This window comes from Ramlibacter sp. (assembly GCF_035627355.1).
Classification (GTDB): Bacteria; Pseudomonadota; Gammaproteobacteria; order Burkholderiales; family Burkholderiaceae_C; genus Ramlibacter.
In genome coordinates this window covers 77,388-100,357 of record NZ_DASPLW010000061.1, presented here as the reverse complement: position 1 = coordinate 100,357, position 22,970 = coordinate 77,388, and the positions used below count along the sequence as shown (strand labels likewise).

The window sequence follows — 22,970 nt, the reverse complement described above, 5'->3', positions numbered from 1 at the left end:
ATGCTCACCTTCCAGCAAATCATCCTCAAGCTGCAGGCGTACTGGGATGCCCAGGGTTGCGCGCTGCTGCAGCCCTACGACATGGAGGTGGGCGCCGGCACCTCCCACACCGCCACCTTCCTGCGCGCGATCGGCCCGGAGCCCTGGAAAGCGGCCTACGTGCAGCCCAGCCGCCGGCCCAAGGACGGCCGCTACGGCGAGAACCCCAACCGCCTGCAGCACTACTACCAGTACCAGGTGGTGCTCAAGCCGGCGCCGGCCGACATCCTCGAGCTGTATCTGGGCTCGCTGGTGGCGCTGGGCTTCGACCTGAAGAAGAACGACATCCGCTTCGTCGAGGACGACTGGGAGAACCCCACGCTCGGCGCCTGGGGCCTGGGCTGGGAGGTCTGGCTCAATGGCATGGAGGTGACGCAGTTCACCTACTTCCAGCAGGTCGGCGGCATCGACTGCAAGCCGGCCACCGGCGAGATCACCTACGGGCTGGAGCGCCTCGCCATGTACCTGCAGGGCGTTGACAACGTCTACGACCTCACGTGGACCGAGGGCCTCACCTACGGCGACGTCTACCTGCAGAACGAGCGCGAGCAGTCGGCCTACAACTTCGAGCACAGCGACGCGGACTTCCTGTTCGCCGCCTTCGGCGCGCACGAGAAGCAGGCCCGGCACCTGATGGAACAGCAGCTCGCGCTGCCCGCCTACGAGCAGGTGCTCAAGGCCGCCCACTCGTTCAACCTGCTGGATGCGCGCGGCGCGATCAGCGTCACCGAACGCGCCGCCTACATCGGCCGCATCCGCAACCTGGCGCGCAGCGTGGCCCACAGCTACCTGCTCAGCCGCCAGCGGCTCGGGTTCCCGATGGCACCCAAGGACTGGGCCGAGGCCGCCACCGCGAAGATGGTGGCCGACAAGCTGGTGGAGGCTGCGTGATGGCCGCTGCCAACCTGCTGGTCGAACTGCTGGTCGAGGAACTGCCGCCCAAGGCGCTGAAGAAGCTGGGCGAGGCCTTCGGCACCACGCTGCTGGAGCAACTGAAGGCGCAGGGACTGGCCGGCGACGATTCGGTGCTCACGCACTTCGCCTCGCCGCGCCGCCTGGCCGCCCACGTCACCCGGGTGGCGGAGCGCGCGGCCGACAAGGCGGTGTCGCAGAAGCTGATGCCGGTGAGCGTCGGCCTGGACGCGCAGGGCCAGCCGACGCCGGCGCTGCTGAAGAAGCTGCAGGCGCTGGGCGCCGATGCCTCCGCGGTGCCGGGACTGCGGCGCGCGGTCGACGGCAAGGCCGAAGCGCTGTTCCATGACAGCACGGCGCGTGGTGCCGTGCTGGCGGAAGGCCTGCAGAAGGCGCTGGCGGAAGCCATCGCGCGGCTGCCCATTCCCAAGGTCATGACCTACCAGCTGGCCGACGGCTGGACCGACGTGAAGTTCGTGCGGCCGGCGCATGCGCTGGTGGCGCTGCACGGCAGCGAGGTGGTGCCTATCGAGGCGCTGGGCCTGCAGGCCGGCCGCCTGACGCAGGGCCACCGCTTCGAGTCCGCCGGCGCGGTGACGGTGCCCGATGCAGACAGCTACGCCCGCGTGCTGCAGGAGCAGGGCGCGGTGATCGCCAGCTTCGAGGAGCGCCGCGCCGAGATCGCGCGCCAGCTCGCTGCAGCAGCAGCCGGCGTGGGCGAGGGCGCGCGTGCCGTCGAGGACGACGCCCTGCTCGACGAGGTGACGGCGCTGGTCGAGCGCCCGAACGTGCTGGCCTGCGAGTTCGAGCCCGAGTTCCTGCAGGTGCCGCAGGAGTGCCTCATCCTCACGATGAAGGCCAACCAGAAGTACTTCCCGCTGCTGGATGCGAAGGGCAAGCTCACCAACCGCTTCCTGGTGGTCAGCAACATCCGCCCCGACGACCCTGCGGCTGTGATCGGCGGCAACGAGCGCGTGGTGCGCCCGCGCCTGGCCGACGCCCGCTTCTTCTTCGACCAGGACCGCAAGAAGCCGCTGGCGTCGCGCGTCGACGGCCTGGCCAAGGTGGTCTACCACAACAAGCTGGGCACCCAGGGCGAGCGTGTCGAGCGTGTCCGTGCCCTCGCCAAGGTGATAGGCGCGCAGATGGGCAGCGACGAGCTGGCCGTGCATGCCGACAAGGCCGCGCGCCTGGCCAAGGCGGACCTGCTGACCGACATGGTGGGCGAGTTCCCCGAGCTGCAGGGGATCATGGGCCGCTACTACGCGCTCGCCGATGGCGAGCCGGCCGACATCGCCGACGCGATCGAGGACCACTACAGGCCCCGCTTCGCCGGCGACAGCCTGCCGCGCGGCGACGTCGGCATCGCGGTGGCGCTGGCCGACAAGCTCGAGACCCTGGCCGGCCTGTTCTCCATCGGCCAGCTGCCCAGCGGCGACAAGGATCCCTTCGCCCTGCGCCGCCACGCGCTGGGCATCGTGCGCATGCTGCTCGAGCGCGACCTGCCGCTGCAGCTGGACCAGCTGATCGCCGAATCGCTGGCGCTGTTCCCGCAGGCGCCCGCCGGCACCGGCGCGCAGCTGGCCGGCTTCATCTACGACCGCCTCGCCGGGCTGCTGCGCGAGCACGGCTACACGGCGCAGGAAGTCGACGCGGTGCTGGCGCTGCAGCCGCAGCGACTGGGCGACATCGGCCGGCGCCTGGCGGCGGTGCGCGCCTTCGCCGCCCTGCCCGAGGCGCCGGCGCTGGCCGCCGCCAACAAGCGGATCGGCAACATCCTGAAGAAGGCCGACGGCCCGGTCGACCCCCACGCGAGCGAGGGCCTGCTGCGCGAGGCCGCCGAGAAGGCCCTGTATGCCGCCATGCGCGAGACCACGCCAGCCGCGCAGGCGCAGTTCGAGTCCGGCGACTACACCGGCTCGCTGCAGACCCTGGCGGCGCTGCGTGCGCCGGTCGATGCCTTCTTCGACGGCGTCATGGTCAACGCCGAGGAGACCGACCTGCGGCTAAACCGGCTGGGCCTGCTGGCGACGCTGCACCAGGCCATGAACCGGGTGGCCGACCTGTCGCGGCTGGCCGCCTGAGCCCGCATCCCGCATGAAGCTCGTCATCCTCGATCGCGACGGCACCATCAACGCCGACAGCGACGACTACATCAAGTCGCCGCAGGAGTGGGAGCCGCTGCCCGGCGCGCTGGAGGCGATCGCCCGCATGAACCACGCCGGCTGGCACGTGGCGATCGCGTCCAACCAGTCGGGCCTGGGCCGCGGCCTGTTCGACGTGGCCGCGCTCAACGCCATGCACGCCAAGATGCACAAGCTGCTGGCGGCGCACGGCGGGCGCGTCGATGCCATCTTCTACTGCCCGCACACGCCGGAGGACGGCTGCAGCTGCCGCAAGCCGCTGGCCGGCCTGTTCGAGCAGATCGGCGAGCGCTTCGGCGTGGAGCTCAAGGGCGTACCCGTGGTCGGCGACGGCCTGCGCGACATGCAGGCGGCGGCGGCGGCCGGTTGCGAGCCGCACCTGGTGCTGACCGGCAAGGGCGCCGAGTTCCGCGGCTGCGCGCTGCCCGAGACCTTCCCGCCGGGGACGCGGGTGCACGAGGACCTGGCGGCCTTCGCCGAACACCTGGTGGGGCGGCCAGCGCCGCGTCCCCAGGCCTGAGATGGTGGCGTTCCTGCGATCGGCGCTGCACGCGCTGTGGATGCTGGTGACGGTGGTGCCCTGGGCCATCTGGATGGTGGCTGCCTCCCTGTGGGCCAGCGGCGAGGAGATGTACTGGAAGGCGGTGCGCTGGCTGCGCTGGCAGATCGGCGCGGCGCGCCTGCTGTGCGGCATCGAGGTGAGGGTGTCGGGCATGGAGCACCTGCCGGACGGCAAGACCAGCCCGGCGATCCTGCTGGTCAAGCACCAGTCGACGCTGGAGACCTTCCTCATGCCGACCCTGATGCCCCACCCGCTGGCCTACGTGTTCAAGCGGGAGCTGATCCACATCCCCTTCTTCGGCTGGGCGATCGGGCGCATGGACATGATCCACATCGACCGCCGCAAGCGCGCCGAGGCGTTCAACCGGGTGGTGGCCCAGGGCAAGCGCCTGCTGGCGCAGGGCGTCTGGATCATCATGTTCCCCGAGGGCACGCGCATCCCGCGCGGCCAGAAGGGCACCTACAAGACCGGCGGCACGCGGCTGGCGGTGGCTACCGGCGCGCCGGTGATCCCGGTGGCGGTGAGCTCGGCCAAGGTCTGGCCGCGCAAGGCCTTCATCAAGCGCCCCGGGCTGGTCGACGTGGTGATCGGGCGCCCGATTCCCAGCGAGGGCCGCGACCCGGAAGAACTGATGCGCGAGGTCGAGGCCTGGATCGAAGGCGAGATGCGCCGGATCGATCCGGACGCCTACCGGTAAGCGGCGCAGGCCGCGCCGCGCTCCCTATACTGCCGCCGTGCTGAAGTTCCTGCAGCTCACGCTCGACCTGTTCGAGGCCGCGCCGCCTCCGGCCGCTGCACCGGTATCGGCGCCGGCACCCGCGCCGCAGCCCGTCCCCGCCGCGGTCCCGGCCGAACCGCTGGATGCGGTGCTCGCGCCGGCCACCTTCCACCATCCCCGCGCCAACCGGCAGGCAACCCTGGCCGGCACCTTCGTGGCCTACGAGTTCCGGCGCCGGCGGCGCCGCAGCATCGGCTTCCTGGTCGGCGCCGAGGGCCTCACGGTCAGCGCCCCGACCTGGGTTCCGCTGCGCGAGGTCGATGCCGCCGTGCAGGAGAAGTCCGGCTGGATCCTGGCCAAGCTGGAGGCTGCCCGCCAGCGCCACGACCGGATGGCGGCGGCCCGCATCGAATGGAAGGACGGCGCCAGCTTCCCCTTCCTCGGTGAGCCGGTGATCGTGGTGTTGGACCCGCGCCGCGGAACCGGCGCCGTGCTGAACACCGATGCCCAGGCGTTGCCCGGCGTGCCGCGCCTGACGCTGCACGTGGGCCTGCCGCAGGATGCCGCGCCCGAGAAGATCCGCGACGTGGTGCAGGCTTGGCTGATGCGGCAGGCCCGCCGCCTGTTCACCGAGCGGCTGGACCACTTCGCACCGCTGCTGTCGGTGCAATGGCGCAAGCTGGCGCTGAGCAATGCCGGCACGCGCTGGGGAACGGCCCACTCGGACGGCACCATCCGGCTGAACTGGCGGCTGGTCCATTTCCGCCTGCCGGTGATCGACTACGTGGTCGCCCACGAGCTGTCGCACCTGCGGGTGATGGACCACAGCCCCCGCTTCTGGGACACGGTGGCCACCGTGGTGCCCGACTACGCGCAGCTGCGCGGCCAGCTCAAGGACGAAGCGCTGCCGGCCTGGTGACGTGGACGTCGCTGGCGCCTGTTGCCTTCAGGTCTTGGCAAACCGCCACACGCCGTCGCCCCCACGCTCCCGCCGCAGCAGGCCCTCGTACCAGAGCGCATGCAGGTGCGCCACCGCCTCGCCCATGGCGAAGGTCGTCTGGTGCAGGTCCAGCTTGCGTTTGAACAGCACCGGCAACATCTCCGCGGCCGTGCGCGGCCGCTCGGCGCAGGCCTGCAGCACGTCGGCCAGCCGCTCGCGGTGGTGCTCGTGCAGCTGCTCGATGCGGCGGTGCAGGCCGGTGAACGGCTTGCCGTGCGAGGGCAGCACCAGGGTGACTTCCGGCAGGCGGCGCAACCGGTCGATGGACGCCAGGAACAGCTGCAGCGGGTTCGACTCCGGCTCCACGTCGTAGACGCTGATGTTGGTGGAGATGCGCGGCAGCACCATGTCGCCGCTGATCAGGACCTTCAGCTCGGGACTGAACAGCGAGATGTGCTCGGGCGCATGGCCGTGGCCGGCGATGCACTGCCAGTCGCGCCCGCCGATGCGGACCGTGTCGCCGTCCTGCAGCCGGCGGAAGCTGCGCGGCACGTCCGGCACCATGCTCGGGTAGTAGCTGGCGCGGGCGCGGATCTTGTCGATCGACTCCGGATCGCTGAGGCCGTGCGAGGCGAAGAAGTCGGCCGCGGCGGCGCCGCCGAAGCCGGTGGTGCTCTGCGAAGCCACCCGTGCGGCGTTGAAGTCGGTCGCGCTGATCCACAGCCGGCAGGTGTGCTCGGCCGTGGTCCAGCGCTGGCACAGCCAGTGCGCCAGCCCGATGTGGTCCGGGTGCATGTGGGTGACCATGACGCGCAGCACCGGCAGGCCGTCCAGCGAGCTGGTGAACACCTCCTCCCACTGCGCCTTGGCTTCGTCGCGCGTGATGCAGCAGTCAACCACCGTCCAGCCCGGCCGCCCGTCCAGTTCGTCGCGCAGCAGCCAGAGGTTGATGTGGTCCAGCGCGAACGGCAGGGCCATGCGGATCCACCGCACGCCGGGCGCGATGTCCAGTGTCCGGCCGGGCGGCGGCAGGGCATCGCCCATGGGGTAGTTCAGCTGTGCTTCCTGGGGGTTCATGGGGGAGGGGTCCTGCAGTGGTCTGAATTGACGTTGACGTAAACGTCAGATGTAATCGGCCATTCTAGGGATCCCCGACGAGGGCCCCTGTCTCCCGCCGTACAGCCCACGAATGGCCACCACCTACACCATCAGCGACCTCGCCCGCGAGTTCGACCTCACCACCCGGGCCATGCGCTTCTACGAGGACATGGGGCTGCTGCAGCCGGAGCGCTCGGGGCCGGGCGGGCGCAACCGGGTCTACAGCGCGCGCGACCGCACCCGGCTGAAGCTGACGCTGCGGGCCAAGCGGCTGGGGCTGTCGCTGTCGGAGGCGCGCGAGCTGATCGACATGTACGACAGCCCGCGCGACACCGGGCCGCAGCTGCGCAAGTTCCTGGCCATCCTGGCCCAGCACCGCCGTCAGCTGGAGGAGCAGCTGGCCGACCTGCAGGCCAACCTGGACGAGGTCAAGGAACACGAGCGCGAGGCGCGCGCGCTGCTGGGCCGGATCGAGAAGGAAACGCCCCGGGCCCGGCAGGCATAATTGACGTTTACGTAAACGTCAACGCCCGCCATGGCCGCCACCGACTTCCAGCCCCTGGATCCCGAGTTCGAATCCCGCGTGCGGGGCAGCTTCGCCCGCCAGGCGGCGATGCAGACCATTGGCGCCAGCATGGTCCGCGCCGAGCCGGGCGAGGTCGAGATCCAGCTGCCCTGGTCCGCGCACGTCACCCAGCAGCATGGTTTCGTGCACGGCGGCATCGTCGGCGCCGCGCTCGACTCGGCCTGCGGCTATGCGGCCTCGACCCTGATGCCGGCCGACGTGGGCGTGCTCAGCATCGAATACAAGGTCAATTTCGTGGCCCCGGCGCGCGGACAGCGCTTCCGCATGGTCGGCACGGTGGTCAAGCCGGGCCGCACCATCAGCGTGGTCGAAGGCCGGGCGTTCGCGCTCGACGAAGGGCGCGAGAAGCTGGTGGCGACCATGAGCGCGACCATGATGGCCGTCGGTGGCCGCGAAGACATCAAACACTAGAGCCGCACAAGGAGCACCCATGAACCTGCCGGGCCTGAACTTCCAGTTGGGCGAAGACATCGATGCGCTGCGCGAGGCGGTGCGCGCCTTTGCCGAAGCCGAGATCGCCCCGCGCGCCGCGGAGATCGACCGCAGCGACCAGTTCCCCATGGACCTGTGGCGCAAGCTGGGCGAACTCGGCGTGCTGGGCATCACCGTGCCGGAGGAATACGGCGGCGCCAACATGGGCTACCTGGCGCACATGGTGGCGATGGAGGAGATCTCGCGCGCCTCCGCCTCGGTGGGCCTGTCCTACGGTGCGCACAGCAACCTGTGCGTCAACCAGATCAAGCGCAACGGCAGCGAGGCGCAGAAGCAGAAGTACCTGCCCAAGCTGATTTCCGGCGAGCACGTCGGCGCGCTAGCCATGAGCGAGCCGGGCGCCGGCAGCGACGTGATCTCCATGAAGCTCAAGGCCGAGGACAAGGGCGGCTACTACGTCCTGAACGGCAGCAAGTTCTGGATCACCAACGGCCCTGACGCCGACACGCTGGTGGTCTATGCCAAGACCGAGCCCGAGCTGGGTGCGCGCGGCGTCACCGCCTTCCTGATCGAGAAGACCATGAAGGGCTTCTCGATCGCGCAGAAGCTGGACAAGCTGGGCATGCGCGGCAGCCACACCGGCGAACTGGTGTTCCAGGACGTGGAGGTGCCGGCCGAGAACGTGCTGGGTGCCGTCAACGGCGGCGCCAAGGTGCTCATGTCCGGCCTGGACTACGAGCGCGCAGTGCTAGCCGCCGGCCCGATCGGCATCATGCAGTCGGTGCTGGACAACGTGGTGCCCTACATCCACGACCGCAAGCAGTTCGGCCAGAGCATCGGCGAGTTCCAGCTGATCCAGGGCAAGGTCGCCGACATGTACACCGTGCTGCAGGCGGCGCGCGCCTTCTGCTACACGGTCGGCAAGAACCTGGACCAGCTGGGCGCCGAGCACGTGCGCCAAGTGCGCAAGGACTGCGCCTCGGTCATCCTGTGGTGCGCCGAGAAGGCCACCTGGATGGCCGGCGAGGGCATCCAGATCTTCGGCGGCAACGGCTACATCAACGAGTACCCGCTGGGACGCCTGTGGCGCGACGCCAAGCTCTATGAGATCGGCGCCGGCACCAGCGAGATCCGCCGCATGCTGATCGGGCGCGAGCTGTTCGCCGAGACCATGTAGCCCCGGTTGGCCCCCGAGGCCAACCCTTAGGTACGAATACGCAACCCATGTCGTTCCCGTCGCCACGGGAATGACCGGAAGGACAATAGGCCATGCCCGACATCCAGGAACTCTTCGCCCACAACCGCGCCTGGGCGGCCCGGATGGAGCGCGAGCGCCCCGGCTTCTTCACCGGGCTGCAGCAGCAGCAACGGCCGCAGTACATGTGGATCGGCTGCAGCGACAGCCGGGTGCCGGCCAACCAGATCACCGGGCTGGAGCCGGGTGAGGTGTTCGTGCATCGCAACGTGGCCAACGTGGTGGTGCACTCGGACCTGAACGCGCTGTCGGCCATCCAGTTCGCGGTGGAGATGCTCAAGGTGCGCCACATCATGGTGGTGGGGCACTACGGCTGCGGCGGCGTGCAGGCGGCCCTCAACGACCAGCGCATCGGCCTGGCGGACAACTGGATCCGCCACATCCAGAACGTGCGCGACCGGCACCGCGGCATCCTGGACAACATCGCGCCGGAGCGCCGCAACGACACGCTGGTGGAGCTCAACGTGATCGAGCAGGTGGTCAACGTCTGCGTCAGCACGGTGCTGATCGACGCCTGGGCCAAGGGGCAGCCGGTCACCGTGCACGGTTGGGCCTACGGGATCAACGACGGCCTGCTGCAGGACCTGCACATGGACGTGGGCGGTCCCGACGAGCTGGAACCGCAGTACCGGTCCGCGGTCCGCGCCGTGGTCGACGCGCGGCGCTGACCCGGACACCGCGCGCACAGGGTCCCATGTTCCCCCAGCGCCTGGACTCCACGCTCGCCTACGACATCGCCAAGGCGATGCTCGATGGCTTCAACCGCCACTACCGGCTGTTCCGGCTGGAGTCGCAGCGCGCCAAGCACCGCTTCGAGACGGCCGACTGGCACGGCCAGCAGCGCGCCCAGCGCGAGCGCATCGAGTTCTATGACCTGCGGGTCAAGGAAGCGGTGGCGCGGCTGGAGAAGGAATTCAAGGCCGGCGAGCAGCCGATGGAAGTCTGGCACCAGGCCAAGCTGCACTACATCGGCCTGCTGATCGACCACCACCAGCCCGAGTGCGCCGAGACCTTCTTCAACTCGGTCACCACCAAGATCCTGCACCGGACCTACTTCCAGAACGACTTCATCTTCGTGCGACCGGCCGTCTCGACCGAGTACATCGAGAACGACGAGCCGGCGGCCACGCCCACCTACCGCGCCTACTACCCGACGCGAGAGACGCTGCACGAGAACATCGTGCGCATCATCACCAACTTCCAGCTGCGCCGCCCGTTCGAGGACCTGGACCGCGACGCCCGGCAGGTGCTGGAGGCGATGGGCTCGCGCCTGGCCCACGTCAAGCTCAGGGCCAACTTCCAGATCCAGGTGCTGTCGTCCCTGTTCTTCCGCAACAAGGGCGCCTACGTGGTGGGCAAGCTGATCAACGGCTTCAACGAGGTGCCGTTCGCGCTGCCGATCCTGCACCGCCCGCCGCTGGGCCGCCCCGAGGCGGGCGAGCCCCCTCAGGGGGCAGCCGCCAAGGGCGGCGTGGGGGAGCCTGATTCCGACGGCAAGCTGGTCATCGACGCCTGCCTGTTCGGCGAGGACGAACTGCTGATGCTGTTCTCGTTCGCCCGGGCCTACTTCATGGTGGACATGGAGATCCCGGCGGCCTACGTGCAGTTCCTGCGCTCGCTGATGCCGCGCAAGCCGCGCTCCGAGCTGTACAACGCACTGGGCCTGGCCAAGCAGGGCAAGAACCTGTTCTACCGGGACTTCCTGTTCCACCTGAAGCATTCGAGCGACAAGTTCCGCATCTCGCCCGGCATCAAGGGCATGGTGATGCTGGTGTTCGACCTGCCGTCCTTCCCCTACGTCTTCAAGCTGATCAAGGACTACTACCCGCCGCAGAAGGACACCACGCGCGAGCAGATCAAGCGCAAGTACCTGCTGGTCAAGCAGCACGACCGCGTGGGCCGCATGGCCGACACCTGGGAGTACAGCGAGGTGGCCTTCGACCGCGACCGCTTCGAGGAGGATCTGCTGGACGAGATCCGCCGCTTCGCCCCCAGCCAGCTGGAGATCGGCGACCGCGACCGCGACGGCCATGAGGAGGTGGTGATCAAGCACCTCTACATCGAGCGGCGCATGATCCCCCTGAACATCTACCTGCAGGAGGCGATCGACGCCGGCGCCCACGAGCTGGTGGAGCGCGCGGTCATCGAGTACGGCAACGCGATCAAGGACCTGGTGGCCGCCAACATCTTCCCCGGCGACATGCTGTGGAAGAACTTCGGCGTCACCCGCAACGGCAAGGTCGTGTTCTACGACTACGACGAGATCGAATACATCACCGACTGCCAGTTCCGCGAGGTGCCGGCGGCGCGCACCGAGGAAGAGGAACTGTCCGGCGAGATCTGGTACCCGGTCGGGCCCAAGGACGTGTTCCCCGAGACCTTCGGGCCTTTCCTGCTGGGCAACCCGGCCGTGCGGGAGGTGTTCCTCAAGCACCACGGCGACCTGCTCGACGCCCGGTTCTGGCAGGCCCACCAGCAGCGCATCCGCGCCGGGCACGTGGAGGACGTCTTCCCCTACGACCAGGACAAGCGCTTCGCCCAGGTGGCGGAGGCGACGGTTGCATGAGCGCCGAGGGGGACCGATGAGCGCGCGCGAAGCCTGGGAACTGGCGAGCTACGTGGTGACCGCGCTCGGCCTGCCGTTCGCCATCCTGGTGTTCGCCTGGGAGCAGCGCAAGGAGCGCGACAACGAGGAAGAGGAGCAGTACCAGCTGCTCGCCGACGCCTACCACGACTTCCTGGAGGTGGTGCTGCAGCACCCCGACCTGCGGCTGCGCAGCAACGAGCCGCTGGATAACCCCACGCCGGAGCAGCGCGAGCGCATGCTGGTGATCTTCGATATGCTGATCTCGCTCTTCGAGCGGGCCTACCTCGTCGCCTGGAAACCGCGCATGGGCGAGGTCGAGCGCCGCCGCTGGAACAGCTGGGACGACTTCATGCGCGAGTGGTGCCGGCGCGAGGATTTCCACAACGCCCTGCCGCAGCTGCTGGGCGGCGAGGACCCCGAATTCCAGACCTACATGCGGCGCATTGCCTCCGAGGAGCGCAGCGCCATTTCCACCGCCAGCTGATTTTCGAGAAGGAGTGAAACATGGCTGAATCCATCGTCATCGTCAGTGCCGCCCGCACCCCCATGGGGGCCTTCCAGGGCGACTTCGCCACGCTGGCCGCCCACGACCTGGGCGGCGCCGCCATCCGTGCCGCCGTCGAGCGCGCCGGCATCTCGTCCGACGCCGTCGGCGAGGTGCTGTTCGGCAACTGCCTGATGGCCGGCCAGGGCCAGGCGCCGGCGCGCCAGGCGGCGTTCAAGGGCGGCCTGCCCAAGAGCGCCGGCGCCGTCACGCTGTCCAAGATGTGCGGCTCGGGCATGAAGGCCGCGATGTTCGCGCACGACATGCTGCTGGCCGGCACCCACGAGGTGATGGTCGCCGGCGGCATGGAGAGCATGACCAACGCGCCCTACCTGCTGCTCAAGGGCCGCGGCGGCTACCGCATGGGCCACGACAAGGTCTACGACCACATGATGCTCGACGGCCTGGAAGACGCCTACGAGCCCGGCCGTGCCATGGGCACCTTCGGCGAGGACTGCGCCGCCAAGTACAAGTTCAGCCGCGAGGCGCAGGACGCGTTCGCGGTCGAATCCGTCACGCGCGCCAAGAAGGCCACCGAGTCCGGCGCCTTCGCCAAGGAGATCACCCCGGTGACGGTCAAGACGCGCGCCGGCGAATCGGTGATCTCGGTCGACGAGGGCCCGGGCAAGGTCAAGCTGGACAAGATCCCCACGCTCAAGCCCGCGTTCAAGAAGGACGGCACCATCACGGCTGCCTCCTCCTCCAGCATCAACGACGGCGCCGCCGCCCTGGTGATGATGACCGAGGGCACGGCCAAGCGGCTGGGCTGCAAGCCGATCGCGCGCATCGTCGGCCACGCCATGCACTCGCAGGAACCCGAGTGGTTCACCACCGCCCCGGTGGGCGCCACCCAGAAGCTGTTCGCCAAGACCGGCTGGAAGGTGTCCGACGTGGACCTGTGGGAAGTGAACGAGGCCTTCGCCGTGGTGCCCATGGCGCTGATGCACGAGCTGAAGGTGTCGCACGACATCGTCAACGTGAACGGTGGCGCCTGCGCGCTGGGCCACCCGATCGGCGCTTCCGGCGCCCGCATCATGGTGACGCTGATCCACGCCCTGCAGGCCCGCGGCGGCAAGCGCGGCGTCGCCACGCTGTGCATCGGCGGCGGCGAGGGCACGGCGGTCGCGCTGGAACTGGTCTGACGCCCAGGGTGCCATGAGCACCGTCCTCGTCCTCGGCGCGTCGCGCGGCATCGGGCTGGAGTTCGTGCGCCAGTACCGGGCCGCGGGCGAGCGCGTGATCGCGACGGCGCGCACGGACGAGGGGCTGCAGGCGCTCGCCGCCCTTGGGGCCCGGCCACTCCAGCTGGATGTGGCCGCGCCGGCCAGCATCAGCGGCCTGGCCTGGCAGCTGGATGGCGAGCGCATCGACGTCGCGCTGTACGTGGCCGGTGTCTACAGCACGGCCGGCGCCACCGAGCCGCCGGCGCAGCCCGACTTCGACCTCGTGATGCGCACCAACGTGCTGGGCGCCATGCAGGCGATCCCGCAGGTGGCCCCGCTGGTCGAGCCGGCGCGCGGCCGCTTCGTCTTCATCACCAGCGAGATGGGCCACATCGCCGGCACCCATTCCAGCTTCGGCTGGGTGTACCGCGCCAGCAAGGCCGCGCTCAACATGGCGGTGCGTGCCGCCAGCTACGACTATCCCCGGGCCACGCTGGTGGCCATGAGCCCGGGCTGGGTGCGCACCGCCATGGGCGGGCCCGACGCGCCGCTCAGCCCCGACGAAAGCGTCGCCTCCATGCGGCGCACCATCGCCGCGCTGAAGACCTCGCAGAGCGGCGCCTTCCTCGACCACGACGGTACGCCGTTCGATGGCTGGTGACCGCCGGTCCCACGCTTCCATCCTCACGACATGCTGCTGACCCCCGACCAGGAAATGATCCGCGACGCCGTGCGCGCGTTCGCGCAGGAACAGCTGTGGCCGAATGCCGCGCGCTGGGACAAGGAGCACACCTTCCCGCGCGAGGTGCACAAGGGCCTGGCCGCGCTGGGCGCCTACGGCATCTGCGTTCCGGAGGAATACGGCGGCGCCGGCCTCGACTACGTGAGCCTCGCGCTGGTGCTGGAGGAGATCGCCGCCGGCGACGGCGGCACCAGCACCGCCATCAGCGTGACCAACTGCCCCGTCAATGCGATCCTGATGCGCTACGGCAGCGAGGCCCAGAAGCAGCGCTGGCTGGCGCCGCTGGCGCAGGGCGAGTTGCTGGGCGCCTTCTGCCTGACCGAGCCCCACGTGGGCAGCGACGCCTCGGCGCTGCGCACGACGGCGCGCCGCGACGGCGACGCCTACGTGATCGACGGCGTCAAGCAGTTCATCACCAGCGGCCAGAACGGCCAGCTGGCGGTGGTGATCGCTGTCACCGACAAGGGCGCCGGCAAGCGAGGCATGAGCGCCTTCCTGGTGCCCACCGACACCCCCGGCTACGTCGTGGCGCGGCTGGAGGACAAGGTCGGCCAGCATTCCAGCGACACCGCGCAGATCCGTTTCGACAACTGCCGCATCCCGGCCGCCAACCGGATCGGCGAGGAGGGCGAGGGCTACAAGATCGCCCTGTCCTCGCTGGAGGGCGGGCGCATCGGCATCGCCGCCCAGAGCCTGGGCATGGCGCGCAGCGCCTTCGAGGTGGCGGTGGCCTACGCCAAGGAGCGCGAGAGCTTCGGCAGCCCCATCTTCGACCACCAGGCCGTGGGCTTCCGGCTGGCCGATTGCGCGACGCAGCTCGAAGCGGCGCGCCAGCTGATCTGGCATGCCGCCAGCCTGCGCGACGCCGGCCGCCCCTGCCTAAAGGAAGCGGCGATGGCCAAGCTGTTCGCCAGCGAGATGGCCGAGCGGGTCTGCAGCGCCGCCATCCAGACCCTGGGCGGCTACGGCTACGTGAGCGACTTCCCGGTGGAGCGCATCTGGCGCGACGTGCGGGTGTGCCAGATCTACGAGGGCACTTCCGACGTGCAGAAGATCATCATCCAGCGGGCGCTGGCGTGACGCGCGGGCGCCGATTCGACGCCGTCCTGTTCGACTGCGATGGCGTGCTGGTGGACAGCGAGCCCATCACCAACGGCGTGCTGCGCGACATGCTGGCCGAACTGGGCTGGGAGCTCTCGGCCGCCGACTGCATGCGGCTGTTCCTGGGCAAGGCGGTGAAGGACGAGCGCCGGCTGATCGAATCGCGCACCGGCCGGCCGCTCACCGAGGACTGGCTGGCCGCGTTCCGCCGGCGCCGCAACGAGCAGCTCGAACGGCGACTGGGCCCGATAGCCGGCGCCGTGCCCGCGGTGGCCGACATCCACCGGCGCTTCGGCGGCCGCGTGGCCTGCGCCAGCGGGGCCGACCGCCACAAGGTGGAGTTGCAACTGGCCAAGTGCGGCCTGATGCCCTATTTCGAGGGCCGGATCTTTAGCGGCCACGAACAGCCGCGCTCCAAACCGGCGCCCGACGTGTACCTGGCCGCGGCCGCCGCGCTCGACGCCGATCCGCAGCGATGCGCCGTGGTCGAGGACACCGTCGTCGGCGTCACCGCCGGCACGGCTGCGGGCGCGACCGTGTTCGGCTACAGCCCGCCGGAGGCGGGCCACGACGTGCCGGCCGCGCTGCGTGCTGCCGGCGCCGTCCACGTGTTCACCCGCATGGACGAACTGCCGGTCCTGGTGGGCGACTGAGCCCTCACCAGCTGGCGGCCATCGAATCGCGCGAGAAGCGCGGGTCGCCGGTGATGGCGCCCAGGTCCACGAACTCCATCGCCGACAGCGGGATGCCGCGCAGGTCGCGGAACATCTGCTCGCTCCAGGCCGCGTTGGGCTCGCCCTGCACGTAGAAGTCCATGCCGATGTCGGCCACGTACAGGCCGTAGCGCTTGGCAGCGGTGGCGATCGCCTTGGCCTGCGGCGTCCAGTGCTCGGGGATGGCGAAGTCGGCCTTCAGGCGCAGCACCGAGCCGAACGGGATGCCGCCCGGCGTGTCGCCGCCGGCGCCGTGTCGGGCCGGCCAGGTGTAGCCGCGCGACAGCACGGCATCGCGGAAGGTCACGCGCAGCGCGTGACGGATCTCGCCGCTGTCGGCCTCGGCCGCCTTGGCCAGGAAGGGCGTGATCGGCAGGCCGGCGGCATCGGCCGCGGTCCAGCCGTCCGGCCGCAGCTCCAGCGACTTCAGGTCCCAGCCGGCGCTCGCCAGCGTGTACCAGCGGTCTGACAGCTTGTAGGTGGCGAAGGCCTCCCACAGCCGGCAGGCGCCCTGCTCGACCACCAGCACGTGGTGGTCGCCGCAGGTGTTGGGGTCGTTGCAATTGCCCCCTTCGTTCTTCAGCCCGCTGATGGGGAAGGGAAAGCGGCGCTCGCCCGCCGGCACGCTGCTGCAGCCGCGCGCCAGCGTGTGGCCGCCGCTGCCGTCCGCAACGGCGCAGTCGCTCTCGTGCGGCCAGCCCGCCTCGCTGCTCGCGCCCGAGGGGCTGAAGTCGTACTGAACGACGGCCCAGTCGGTGTCCGCCGCGCTGCCCTCGACGACGTTGACCGGCATCCCGTAGTAGGCATCGCGCTGGTTCGGGTCCTCGCCCAGCCACCAGTCGGCGCGGAAGGGCGTGGCGCCGCCGATGGCGGCGATCCAGCGCGCGCTGTCTGGATGGGCCGGGAAGCGCCCCGGGTCGTCGATGCGGGTGTTGAAGACCGCCTCCGGCGGGAACATCGCACAGCTGCCCAGCAGCGTGGTGCTGCCGGGTGCCGTGGCGATGGTGCTGCCGGTCGGCACGCTGCCGGTGCCGGTGCCGGTGCTGGGGTTCGTGGCACCGCCTGCACCGCCCCCGCCGCCGCAAGCGACCAGCCCGGCGGCAACGATCGCCAGCCAGGCCAGTCCGCCCACGGTGGCGCGTGTTCTTGTGTTCATGCCGTCCTCCTGCTCGACAGTTCGGACGCGGCATCTTGCGGTGGCTCAGCCGTTTACATGCGTGTCGAGATGCAAAGGCTGCCGAGGCCTGTTTACAGCGCGGATGGACCGGAAGGGCGTCTCATCGGGTGCCGCTGCCCAGCCAGCCCGGCAGCGTGCGCTCTATGGCTTCGCGCATGCGGCGGGCGTGCGAGCCCAGCCAGTACAGCCGGCCACACCCGGGGCACTGCCGGGCCGCGCCGGGCAGCGTGCGGACGTCGGGCGGGAGCAGGGCGATCCGCAGCGCTTCCGGCAGCGGCGGCGACAGGGGCGTGTTGCAGACGGTGCAGCGGGTGAACAGCTCCGGCGGAGCATTCAGGTCGAGCACGGACACGACCTGACTGAGCTGCAGCAACGGATCGTCGTGCTCGATGCGCAGGGCGCGGCGCGGGCGAAGCTCGCGCAGGAGGTGCCGGTCGCGGGTGAGCAGCAGCCGGGCCTGCTCGTCGGCGAGTCGGACCAGCTCGGGATCGGGCAAGGCGGGATCCAACGTGGTGTCCCAGCCGATGACGCGCAGCCAGCGCGCCAGCCGCGCCAGCATGGCATCGGCCGCGAAGCGGGGTTCAGCAGGGGCCATGGCGCGCTGCGGACGAATCCCAGGGGCAGGCAGGACAGGGCACATCGCATTCTCGGGCGGAGGCGTCGCCCAAGGTGCCCGCGGCCGATTTCTCCCAGCCCCTACACGCACACCGGCAACAGCTGTCACGTTCGGCCCCACACCAATCCCGCCGTGCGCGCCTAGGCTGGATGGTTTGGAGAGAACACCGCCATGTCCGATGCCCTGACCCGCTATCTCGACTGCATCGCGGCCTGCAACGCCTGTGCCGTCGCCTGCCAGCACTGTGCCGCCTCCTGCCTGCAGGAGCCGGACGTGAAAGCCATGGTCCGCTGCATCGCGCTGGACATGGACTGCGCCCAGCTGTGCGAGGTGTCCGTCGCGCTGATGGCCGGCGCCAGCGAATTCGCGCCGGCGCTGTGCCGTGTCTGCGCGCAGGCCTGCCGCGCCTGCGCCGAGGAGTGCGCGCGCCACGACATGGACCACTGCCAGCAGTGCGCAGAGGCCTGCCGTCGCTGCGCCGAAGCCTGCGAGCAGATGGCCGCGGCTTGAGGTGATCGTCGTCTTCTGGCTGGAGGCCGCGGGCGACGCTGCGCAGCCTCGCCACGCCGTCTTCGGGCCGGCGGCGCTGGGCGAAGCCCTCCGGTTCGCCGAGTCGCTGCGTGCCCGCCGCCGCGCGGGCGAGGCCATCAGCCACGTGGCGATCCAGTCGGAGCTGCCCGATGCCGTCGGGCCGGCCGGCGTGGCCGATCCCGACCAGGGCTATGCGCACTACAAGCGCCGGCTGGATCCCGCCGTGCCGCTGGGGCGCCCCCCGCGTCCACCGAAGTGACCGGGTTGTTGCGAGCCATGCATACTCGCAGCCGATGACTTCCGCCCTTCCTGCCCAGGTTCCCGTGCTGATCGCCGGCGGCGGCCCGGTTGGGCTGGCCTGCGCCGCGCTGCTCGCGCGACGCGGCATCGCGTCGCTGGTGGTCGAGGCCGACGAGGGGTACTGCAGCGGCAGCCGCGCCATCTGCATCTCGCGCCGCTCGCTGGAGATCCTGGCCTGGGCCGGCGCCGGCCCGGCGATGCAGGCCAAGGCGCTGCCCTGGACCGGCGGGCGCAGCTTCTGGCGCGATCGTGAGGTGCTGCACTTCGAGATGCCGCACGAGCCGGCCCAGCGCTTCGCACCCATGGTCAACATCCAGCAGTACTACGTGGAGCAGTTCCTGCACGAGGCGCTGGCCGGCCAGCCGGCGCAGGTCGCCTGGTCGCACCGCGTCGTCGGCGTGCGGCAGGATGCCGGCGGCGTGCAGGTGGAGATCGGGGGGCCGCAGGGCAGCGCGAGCGTGCAGGCGCAGTACCTGGTGGCCTGCGACGGCGGCCGCAGCACGGTGCGCGAGCAGCTCGGGCTGGCGCTGGAAGGCATGCAGTACGAGGGCCGCTACGTCATCGTCGACATCGTGCAGGAGACGCAGCGTCCGGTGGAGCGGCTGGCCTGGTTCGACCCGCCTTCCAATCCCGGCTCCACGCTGCTGATGCACCGCCAGCCCGACGACGTCTGGCGCATCGACTACCAGCTGCGCGACGACGAGGATGGCGCCGCGGCCCTGGAGCCGGCCAGCATCCTGCCGCGCATCCAGAGCCACCTGGACATGATCGGCGAGCCCGAGCCCTGGCGCATGCTCTGGTCGTCCATGTACAACGCCAAGTGCCTGACCCTGTCCAGCTACCGACACGGGCGCGTGCTGTTCGCCGGCGATGCCGGACACCTGGTGCCCATCTTCGGGGTGCGCGGGCTCAACTCAGGGCTGGACGACGCCGGCAACCTGGCCTGGAAGCTGGCGGCGGTGCTGCAGGGCCGTGCCGATCCGGCGCTGCTGGACAGCTACTCGGTGGAGCGCGTCCATGCGACCCACGAGAACCTGGCCTACGGCGCCAAGAGCACGGAGTTCATGGCGCCGCCGAACTTCGCATTCGCGCTGATGCGCGATGCCACCTTGCGGCTGGCGCTCGATGAGCCGCGCGTGCGCTCGCTGATCAACCCGCGCCAGTCGGCGCCCATCGCGTACACGGGATCGCCGCTGAACGGGCCGCAAACCGGTGAGTGGCGCTCCGCCATGGCGGCCCCCGGCCAGCCGGCGCCGGAGGCGCTGCTGCGCGGGGGGCAGGGCGACTGGCACCTGACCGAATGCTTCGGGCGCGGCTTCGTGGCCGTGGTGTTCGACGACGGCGATGGTCCGGCGCGGGTGGACGAGCGCGAGGGCTTCACCCGGGTGCGCATCCCGGCCGGCGGCGATCCGCTCGGCCAGGCGCGCGAGCGCTACGGGGTGGGCGGTCGGATGGTGGTGGTGCGGCCGGACGGCTACGTGTTCGGCCGCTGGCCGGACGAGGACCTGGCCGCGGTGCGGCGCGAACTGGCCGCGAGGGGGGTGCAGGCATGACCGACGAGGAACTGGACCGGGCCTACACCGCCCTGTGCAACGGGATGGCCGAGGTCGGCGAGGCCCACGCGCAGCGCTTCCTGGCGCTGCTGTGCATGGGTCTGCTGGTGCGGGTCGACCGCGGCGAGGACGTGCTGGAACTGATCGAGGTCGTGAAGGCGCGCAGCGTCGAGCCGCAGCCGCGCTGAAGCGCCCGTTCAGGCCAACACGAAGAAGGTCATCTCCACCTGCTGCGGCCGGCGCACGCCGCTGCCCACGAACAGGCGCTCGTTGACCCAGGCCAGCGCGGCGGACGAGGTCTCCAGCGTCGGCCAGCAGCGGAAATAGACCTGCGCCGGATCGACCGGTTCGCCGCGCACCAGCTTCGCCGTGACCTCGGCTGGCGCCTGCCGGATCGCGTGGTTGTGCACGTAGATGCGGTCGCCGGCGTCGGTCTCCAGCACGTAGTGCGCCTGCAGTTCGGCCAGGGTGTCGCTCACCACCAGCTGGTAGTCGGCGCCGCCCGGCAGCACCCGCGCGCTCCAGCCCTCGCCGCGGGCGTCGCCGCCGATGATCGGGATCATGCGGCGCAGCCCGCGCGGGGTGCGGCCCACCTCGATGGGTGCGCCGACCTGCACGCGGAGGTCGGCGAAGAACGGCAGGTTGGGGGGTGGCACGAGCGGGGAGGTCATGCTCACCATGGTAGCGATTGCAGGGGCCGCTGTAGCGGGGTGCGACGCTCAGCCCGCGTCGACGTAGCCCGGGTTGGGCAGCACGCCGGCGATGGTCGGCACGTTGGCCTTGCGCGGCTTGACCACGCCCTTGTTGGCGCGCAGCCAGTCCTCGACCACGTCCCACACCGGGCGCACGCCGGGGGCCTTGTCGGCCCCTTCGGCCACCGGCGCCCAGCCCGCGACCTTGTACTGCTTGCCCGCCTCGATCGGCTTGCCGCCGAGGCGCATGTCGGTGATGCGCTGGCCCATGGCCGCCAGCGGGTTGCAGGTGTACTGCAGCCCGCCCACGCGCACCATGTCGCCGCCCTGCTGGTAGTAGGGGTCGGGGTTGAACAGGTTGTCGCAGACGTCTTCCAGCACGGTCTTGAGCATCTCGCCGCTCATGGTGTTGACCGTGGCGTGCGAGTAGGTGGTGGCCGTCATGTCCATCAGCCACTCGCGCGTGATCGTCTCGCCGGCCAGCAGCGAGGTGCCCCAGCGGAAGCCGGGCGAGAACGCGATCTCGGCGCCCTGCACCTCCATCAGCGCGTCCAGCAGCAGCTGGTCGCCGGTGCCGTTGAAGTTGCCGCGCCGGTACAGCGTGCCTTCGGTCACGGCCAGCTTCTCGGCCAGCTTGGCCTCGTAGGGCGCGCGCACCTTGGTGACCAGCGCCTGCATGGCCGCATCGGCCGGCAGCGCGTTGGACAGCACGGGCAGCAGCTTGTAGCGGAAGTCCTGCACCTTGCCGCCGCGCACGTCGAAGTCCATCACGCCCAGGAACTTGCCGTTGGAGCCGGCATTGGTGACCAGCGTCTTGCCGCCCGCGTTGGACACCACCGTGGCCACCGGCACACCGTCGTGCGTGTGGCCGCCGAAGATGGCGTCGACGCCGCGCACCCGGGTGGCCATCTTCAGGTCCACGTCCATGCCGTTGTGGCTGAGCACGACCACCACCTGCGCGCCCTTGCCGCGCGCCTCGTCGACCATCTTCTGCAGGTTGTCGTCCTGGATGCCGAAGGTCCAGTCGGCGACGAAGTGGCGCGGGTTGGCGATCGGCGTGTAGGGAAAGGCCTGGCCGATGATGGCGCAGGGCACGCCGTTGATGGTGCGGATCACGTAGGGCTTGAACACCGGGTCGCCGAAGTCGGCGGTCTTGACGTTCTGGGCGACGAAGTCGACCCGGCCGGCGAAGTCCTTCTCGATGATCTCCTGCACCCGCTGCATGCCCAGCGTGAACTCCCAGTGGCCGGTCATCACGTCCACGCCCAGCAGCTTGCAGGCGTCGACCATGTCTTGGCCGTTGGTCCACAGCGCGGTGCCCGAACCCTGCCAGGTGTCGCCGCCGTCCAGCAGCAGCGCGCCCGGCCGGCTGGCCTTCATGCGCTTGACCAGGGTGGCCAGGTGGGCGAAGCCGCCGACCTGGCCCCAGCGGCGAGCGGCCTGCTCGAAGTCGACGCAGCTGAAGGCATAGGCTTCGGCCGAGCCGGCCGGCACCTTCGCCGCCTTCAGCAGGTGCTCGCCAACCAGGTGCGGCAGGCGGCCCTTCATGTCGGCGATGCCGAGGTTCACGCTGGGCTCGCGGAACCAGATCGGCTGCAGTTGCGCGTGGCAGTCGGTGATGTGCAGGAAGGAGACGTTGCCGAACTTCGGCAGGTCGTACAGCTTGTCGGCGGCGGTGGCGGCGTCGGCCTCGGCCCAGCGGCCCAGTCCCATCCCGGCGACGCCGGCTGCCGCCAGCACCTGCAGGAATTCGCGTTTGCTCAGATGCATGGCTTCAATTTGGATCGATGTGGAGCGTGGCGACCGGCGCACGCGCATGAAAAAGGGGGCGGAGAGCGAGCACGCCTCCGCCCCCTTCGATGCGAGTGCCGTCAGCCGCGCCGGGTCATTGGTTCACCGGCGACTTCGGGTCCAGCAGCAGCGCCATGATGTGCCGGATCTGCTGCTCGTTCAGGTTGCCCATGTGGCCGGCCCGCGGCATGTTGGAGCAGGCGTTGTAGGCCTTGGCGTTCCAGATCTTGCCCCAGGTGTATTCCACGATCGGCTTGGCGGCGGCGCTGCCCGGATCGCTCACGCCGCGCAGCTTGCCGTAGTTGTACAGGCTCGGGCCTATGGTGCCGAAGGAGATCTCCTGCTTGCTGATCTGGTGGCAGTTGTAGCAGTTGCCGCCATTGGCCGCGTCCGCCTTGTCGCGCCAGGTCTGGCCGCGCCCGCTCTGGGCGATCTTCTCGCCTTCCTTCCAGTCGCCCAGGAACTTGCCGTCGCTGGGCCACTTGATGGTCTTGAGGTTCTCGGCCTCGATGCGCTTGGCCACGGCCGGCTCCAGCGGCTTGCCGGCGACGTCGGCGGCGTTGCACAGGCGCAGCGTCTCGTCGATCTCGGTGACCCGGCTGACCTTGGCGATGCCCTGGTCGCGGAAGCCGGCCTTGACCGCCTCCTGCGCCATGCGGTCCAGCTCGGCGGAGCTGGGCGTGCCGCCGCCGGCCATGCTGGCGCAGCCCACCACCGCCACGGCGGCGGCCACGGTCCCCAGCGCTGCGAACGTCTTGCTGATCGTCTTCATCG

The 22,970-nt window shown here is 70.1% G+C and carries 25 protein-coding genes; 19 read left to right on the top strand and 6 right to left on the bottom strand.

The window, feature by feature from the left end:
* The 5 genes from glyQ to VEC03_RS14945 are packed head-to-tail and all read left to right on the top strand — an operon-like array spanning nucleotide 1 to nucleotide 5,294.
* The gene (gene glyQ / locus VEC03_RS14965; RefSeq protein ID WP_324916645.1) at nucleotides 1–930 is read left to right on the top strand and encodes a glycine--tRNA ligase subunit alpha; all 930 of its coding nucleotides are present in this window, start codon (nucleotides 1–3) and stop codon (nucleotides 928–930) included.
* Nucleotides 930–3,035: a glycine--tRNA ligase subunit beta gene (gene glyS, locus VEC03_RS14960; protein ID WP_324916643.1), complete on the top strand. Its 2,106-nt coding sequence runs from the start codon at nucleotides 930–932 to the stop codon at nucleotides 3,033–3,035. Before glyQ ends, glyS begins: the two co-directional genes overlap by 1 nt.
* A 13-nt stretch (nucleotides 3,036–3,048) precedes the next feature.
* Nucleotides 3,049–3,615: a D-glycero-beta-D-manno-heptose 1,7-bisphosphate 7-phosphatase gene (gene gmhB, locus VEC03_RS14955; protein ID WP_324916640.1), complete on the top strand. Its 567-nt coding sequence runs from the start codon at nucleotides 3,049–3,051 to the stop codon at nucleotides 3,613–3,615.
* 4 nt (nucleotides 3,616–3,619) lie between these two features.
* Nucleotides 3,620–4,354 (top strand): lysophospholipid acyltransferase family protein, encoded by a 735-nt coding sequence (locus VEC03_RS14950; RefSeq protein WP_324916637.1) that lies wholly within the window; start codon nucleotides 3,620–3,622, stop codon nucleotides 4,352–4,354.
* A gap of 37 nt (nucleotides 4,355–4,391) precedes the next feature.
* On the top strand, nucleotides 4,392–5,294 hold the full coding sequence (locus VEC03_RS14945; RefSeq protein WP_324916634.1) for a SprT family zinc-dependent metalloprotease: 903 nt from the start codon (nucleotides 4,392–4,394) through the stop codon (nucleotides 5,292–5,294).
* Between the two features lie 27 nt (nucleotides 5,295–5,321).
* Here VEC03_RS14945 and VEC03_RS14940 read toward each other — a convergent pair whose 3' ends face one another.
* Complete coding sequence (locus tag VEC03_RS14940) at nucleotides 5,322–6,392, bottom strand: MBL fold metallo-hydrolase (RefSeq protein ID WP_324916631.1); 1,071 nt, start codon at nucleotides 6,390–6,392, stop codon at nucleotides 5,322–5,324.
* A gap of 112 nt (nucleotides 6,393–6,504) precedes the next feature.
* On the opposite strand from VEC03_RS14940, the gene VEC03_RS14935 reads away from it, so the two are divergent.
* From VEC03_RS14935 to VEC03_RS14890, 10 genes are all read left to right on the top strand, one after another.
* Nucleotides 6,505–6,918, top strand: coding sequence for a MerR family DNA-binding transcriptional regulator (locus VEC03_RS14935; protein ID WP_324916628.1), 414 nt, complete (start codon nucleotides 6,505–6,507; stop codon nucleotides 6,916–6,918).
* Nucleotides 6,919–6,948: 30 nt separating this feature from the next.
* On the top strand, nucleotides 6,949–7,410 hold the full coding sequence (locus VEC03_RS14930; protein ID WP_324916625.1) for a PaaI family thioesterase: 462 nt from the start codon (nucleotides 6,949–6,951) through the stop codon (nucleotides 7,408–7,410).
* Nucleotides 7,411–7,429: 19 nt separating this feature from the next.
* The gene (locus tag VEC03_RS14925) at nucleotides 7,430–8,608 is read left to right on the top strand and encodes an isovaleryl-CoA dehydrogenase (RefSeq protein WP_324916622.1); all 1,179 of its coding nucleotides are present in this window, start codon (nucleotides 7,430–7,432) and stop codon (nucleotides 8,606–8,608) included.
* Nucleotides 8,609–8,700: 92 nt separating this feature from the next.
* A complete protein-coding gene (gene can, locus VEC03_RS14920; protein ID WP_324916619.1) occupies nucleotides 8,701–9,354 on the top strand; it encodes a carbonate dehydratase in 654 nt (217 codons plus the stop codon).
* Nucleotides 9,355–9,380: 26 nt separating this feature from the next.
* Entirely contained in the window at nucleotides 9,381–11,252 is a 1,872-nt protein-coding gene (gene aceK, locus VEC03_RS14915; RefSeq protein WP_324916616.1) for a bifunctional isocitrate dehydrogenase kinase/phosphatase, read from the top strand.
* Nucleotides 11,253–11,268: 16 nt separating this feature from the next.
* Nucleotides 11,269–11,757, top strand: a complete 489-nt coding sequence (locus VEC03_RS14910; protein ID WP_324916614.1) for a hypothetical protein — start codon at nucleotides 11,269–11,271, stop codon at nucleotides 11,755–11,757.
* Between the two features lie 20 nt (nucleotides 11,758–11,777).
* Complete coding sequence (locus VEC03_RS14905) at nucleotides 11,778–12,959, top strand: acetyl-CoA C-acyltransferase (protein ID WP_324916611.1); 1,182 nt, start codon at nucleotides 11,778–11,780, stop codon at nucleotides 12,957–12,959.
* A gap of 13 nt (nucleotides 12,960–12,972) precedes the next feature.
* Complete coding sequence (locus VEC03_RS14900; RefSeq protein ID WP_324916609.1) at nucleotides 12,973–13,641, top strand: SDR family oxidoreductase; 669 nt, start codon at nucleotides 12,973–12,975, stop codon at nucleotides 13,639–13,641.
* 30 nt (nucleotides 13,642–13,671) lie between these two features.
* A complete protein-coding gene (locus VEC03_RS14895; protein ID WP_324916607.1) occupies nucleotides 13,672–14,802 on the top strand; it encodes an acyl-CoA dehydrogenase family protein in 1,131 nt (376 codons plus the stop codon).
* Nucleotides 14,799–15,476, top strand: a complete 678-nt coding sequence (locus VEC03_RS14890; RefSeq protein ID WP_324916604.1) for an HAD family phosphatase — start codon at nucleotides 14,799–14,801, stop codon at nucleotides 15,474–15,476. The genes VEC03_RS14895 and VEC03_RS14890 overlap by 4 nt, the downstream gene beginning before the upstream one ends.
* 4 nt (nucleotides 15,477–15,480) lie before the next feature.
* Here the strand turns inward: VEC03_RS14890 and VEC03_RS14885 are convergent, their stop codons facing one another.
* A complete protein-coding gene (locus VEC03_RS14885; protein WP_324916602.1) occupies nucleotides 15,481–16,692 on the bottom strand; it encodes a hypothetical protein in 1,212 nt (403 codons plus the stop codon).
* A gap of 121 nt (nucleotides 16,693–16,813) precedes the next feature.
* Nucleotides 16,814–17,308 carry a Mut7-C RNAse domain-containing protein gene (locus VEC03_RS14880; RefSeq protein WP_324916599.1) on the bottom strand — a complete coding sequence of 165 codons (495 nt, stop codon included), beginning with the start codon at nucleotides 17,306–17,308 and terminating at the stop codon, nucleotides 16,814–16,816.
* Nucleotides 17,309–17,500: 192 nt separating this feature from the next.
* Between VEC03_RS14880 and VEC03_RS14875 the strand changes: the two genes are divergently transcribed.
* Genes VEC03_RS14875 through VEC03_RS14860 form a run of 4 tightly spaced genes read left to right on the top strand, consistent with a single transcriptional unit; the run spans nucleotide 17,501 to nucleotide 19,901 of the window.
* On the top strand, nucleotides 17,501–17,839 hold the full coding sequence (locus VEC03_RS14875; protein WP_324916597.1) for a four-helix bundle copper-binding protein: 339 nt from the start codon (nucleotides 17,501–17,503) through the stop codon (nucleotides 17,837–17,839).
* 1 nt (nucleotide 17,840) lies between these two features.
* On the top strand, nucleotides 17,841–18,119 hold the full coding sequence (locus VEC03_RS14870) for a hypothetical protein (protein WP_324916595.1): 279 nt from the start codon (nucleotides 17,841–17,843) through the stop codon (nucleotides 18,117–18,119).
* A gap of 34 nt (nucleotides 18,120–18,153) precedes the next feature.
* Complete coding sequence (locus VEC03_RS14865) at nucleotides 18,154–19,713, top strand: FAD-dependent monooxygenase (protein ID WP_324916592.1); 1,560 nt, start codon at nucleotides 18,154–18,156, stop codon at nucleotides 19,711–19,713.
* A complete protein-coding gene (locus tag VEC03_RS14860; protein WP_324916589.1) occupies nucleotides 19,710–19,901 on the top strand; it encodes a hypothetical protein in 192 nt (63 codons plus the stop codon). Before VEC03_RS14865 ends, VEC03_RS14860 begins: the two co-directional genes overlap by 4 nt.
* Before the next feature lie 9 nt (nucleotides 19,902–19,910).
* On the opposite strand, the gene VEC03_RS14855 is transcribed toward VEC03_RS14860, so the two are convergent.
* From VEC03_RS14855 to soxX, 3 genes are all read right to left on the bottom strand, one after another.
* Complete coding sequence (locus tag VEC03_RS14855; protein ID WP_324916586.1) at nucleotides 19,911–20,384, bottom strand: DUF3237 domain-containing protein; 474 nt, start codon at nucleotides 20,382–20,384, stop codon at nucleotides 19,911–19,913.
* Between the two features lie 48 nt (nucleotides 20,385–20,432).
* A complete protein-coding gene (gene soxB, locus VEC03_RS14850; protein ID WP_324916583.1) occupies nucleotides 20,433–22,175 on the bottom strand; it encodes a thiosulfohydrolase SoxB in 1,743 nt (580 codons plus the stop codon).
* A gap of 115 nt (nucleotides 22,176–22,290) precedes the next feature.
* Nucleotides 22,291–22,968, bottom strand: a complete 678-nt coding sequence (gene soxX, locus VEC03_RS14845) for a sulfur oxidation c-type cytochrome SoxX (protein WP_324916580.1) — start codon at nucleotides 22,966–22,968, stop codon at nucleotides 22,291–22,293.
* Nucleotides 22,969–22,970: the final 2 nt, after the last annotated feature.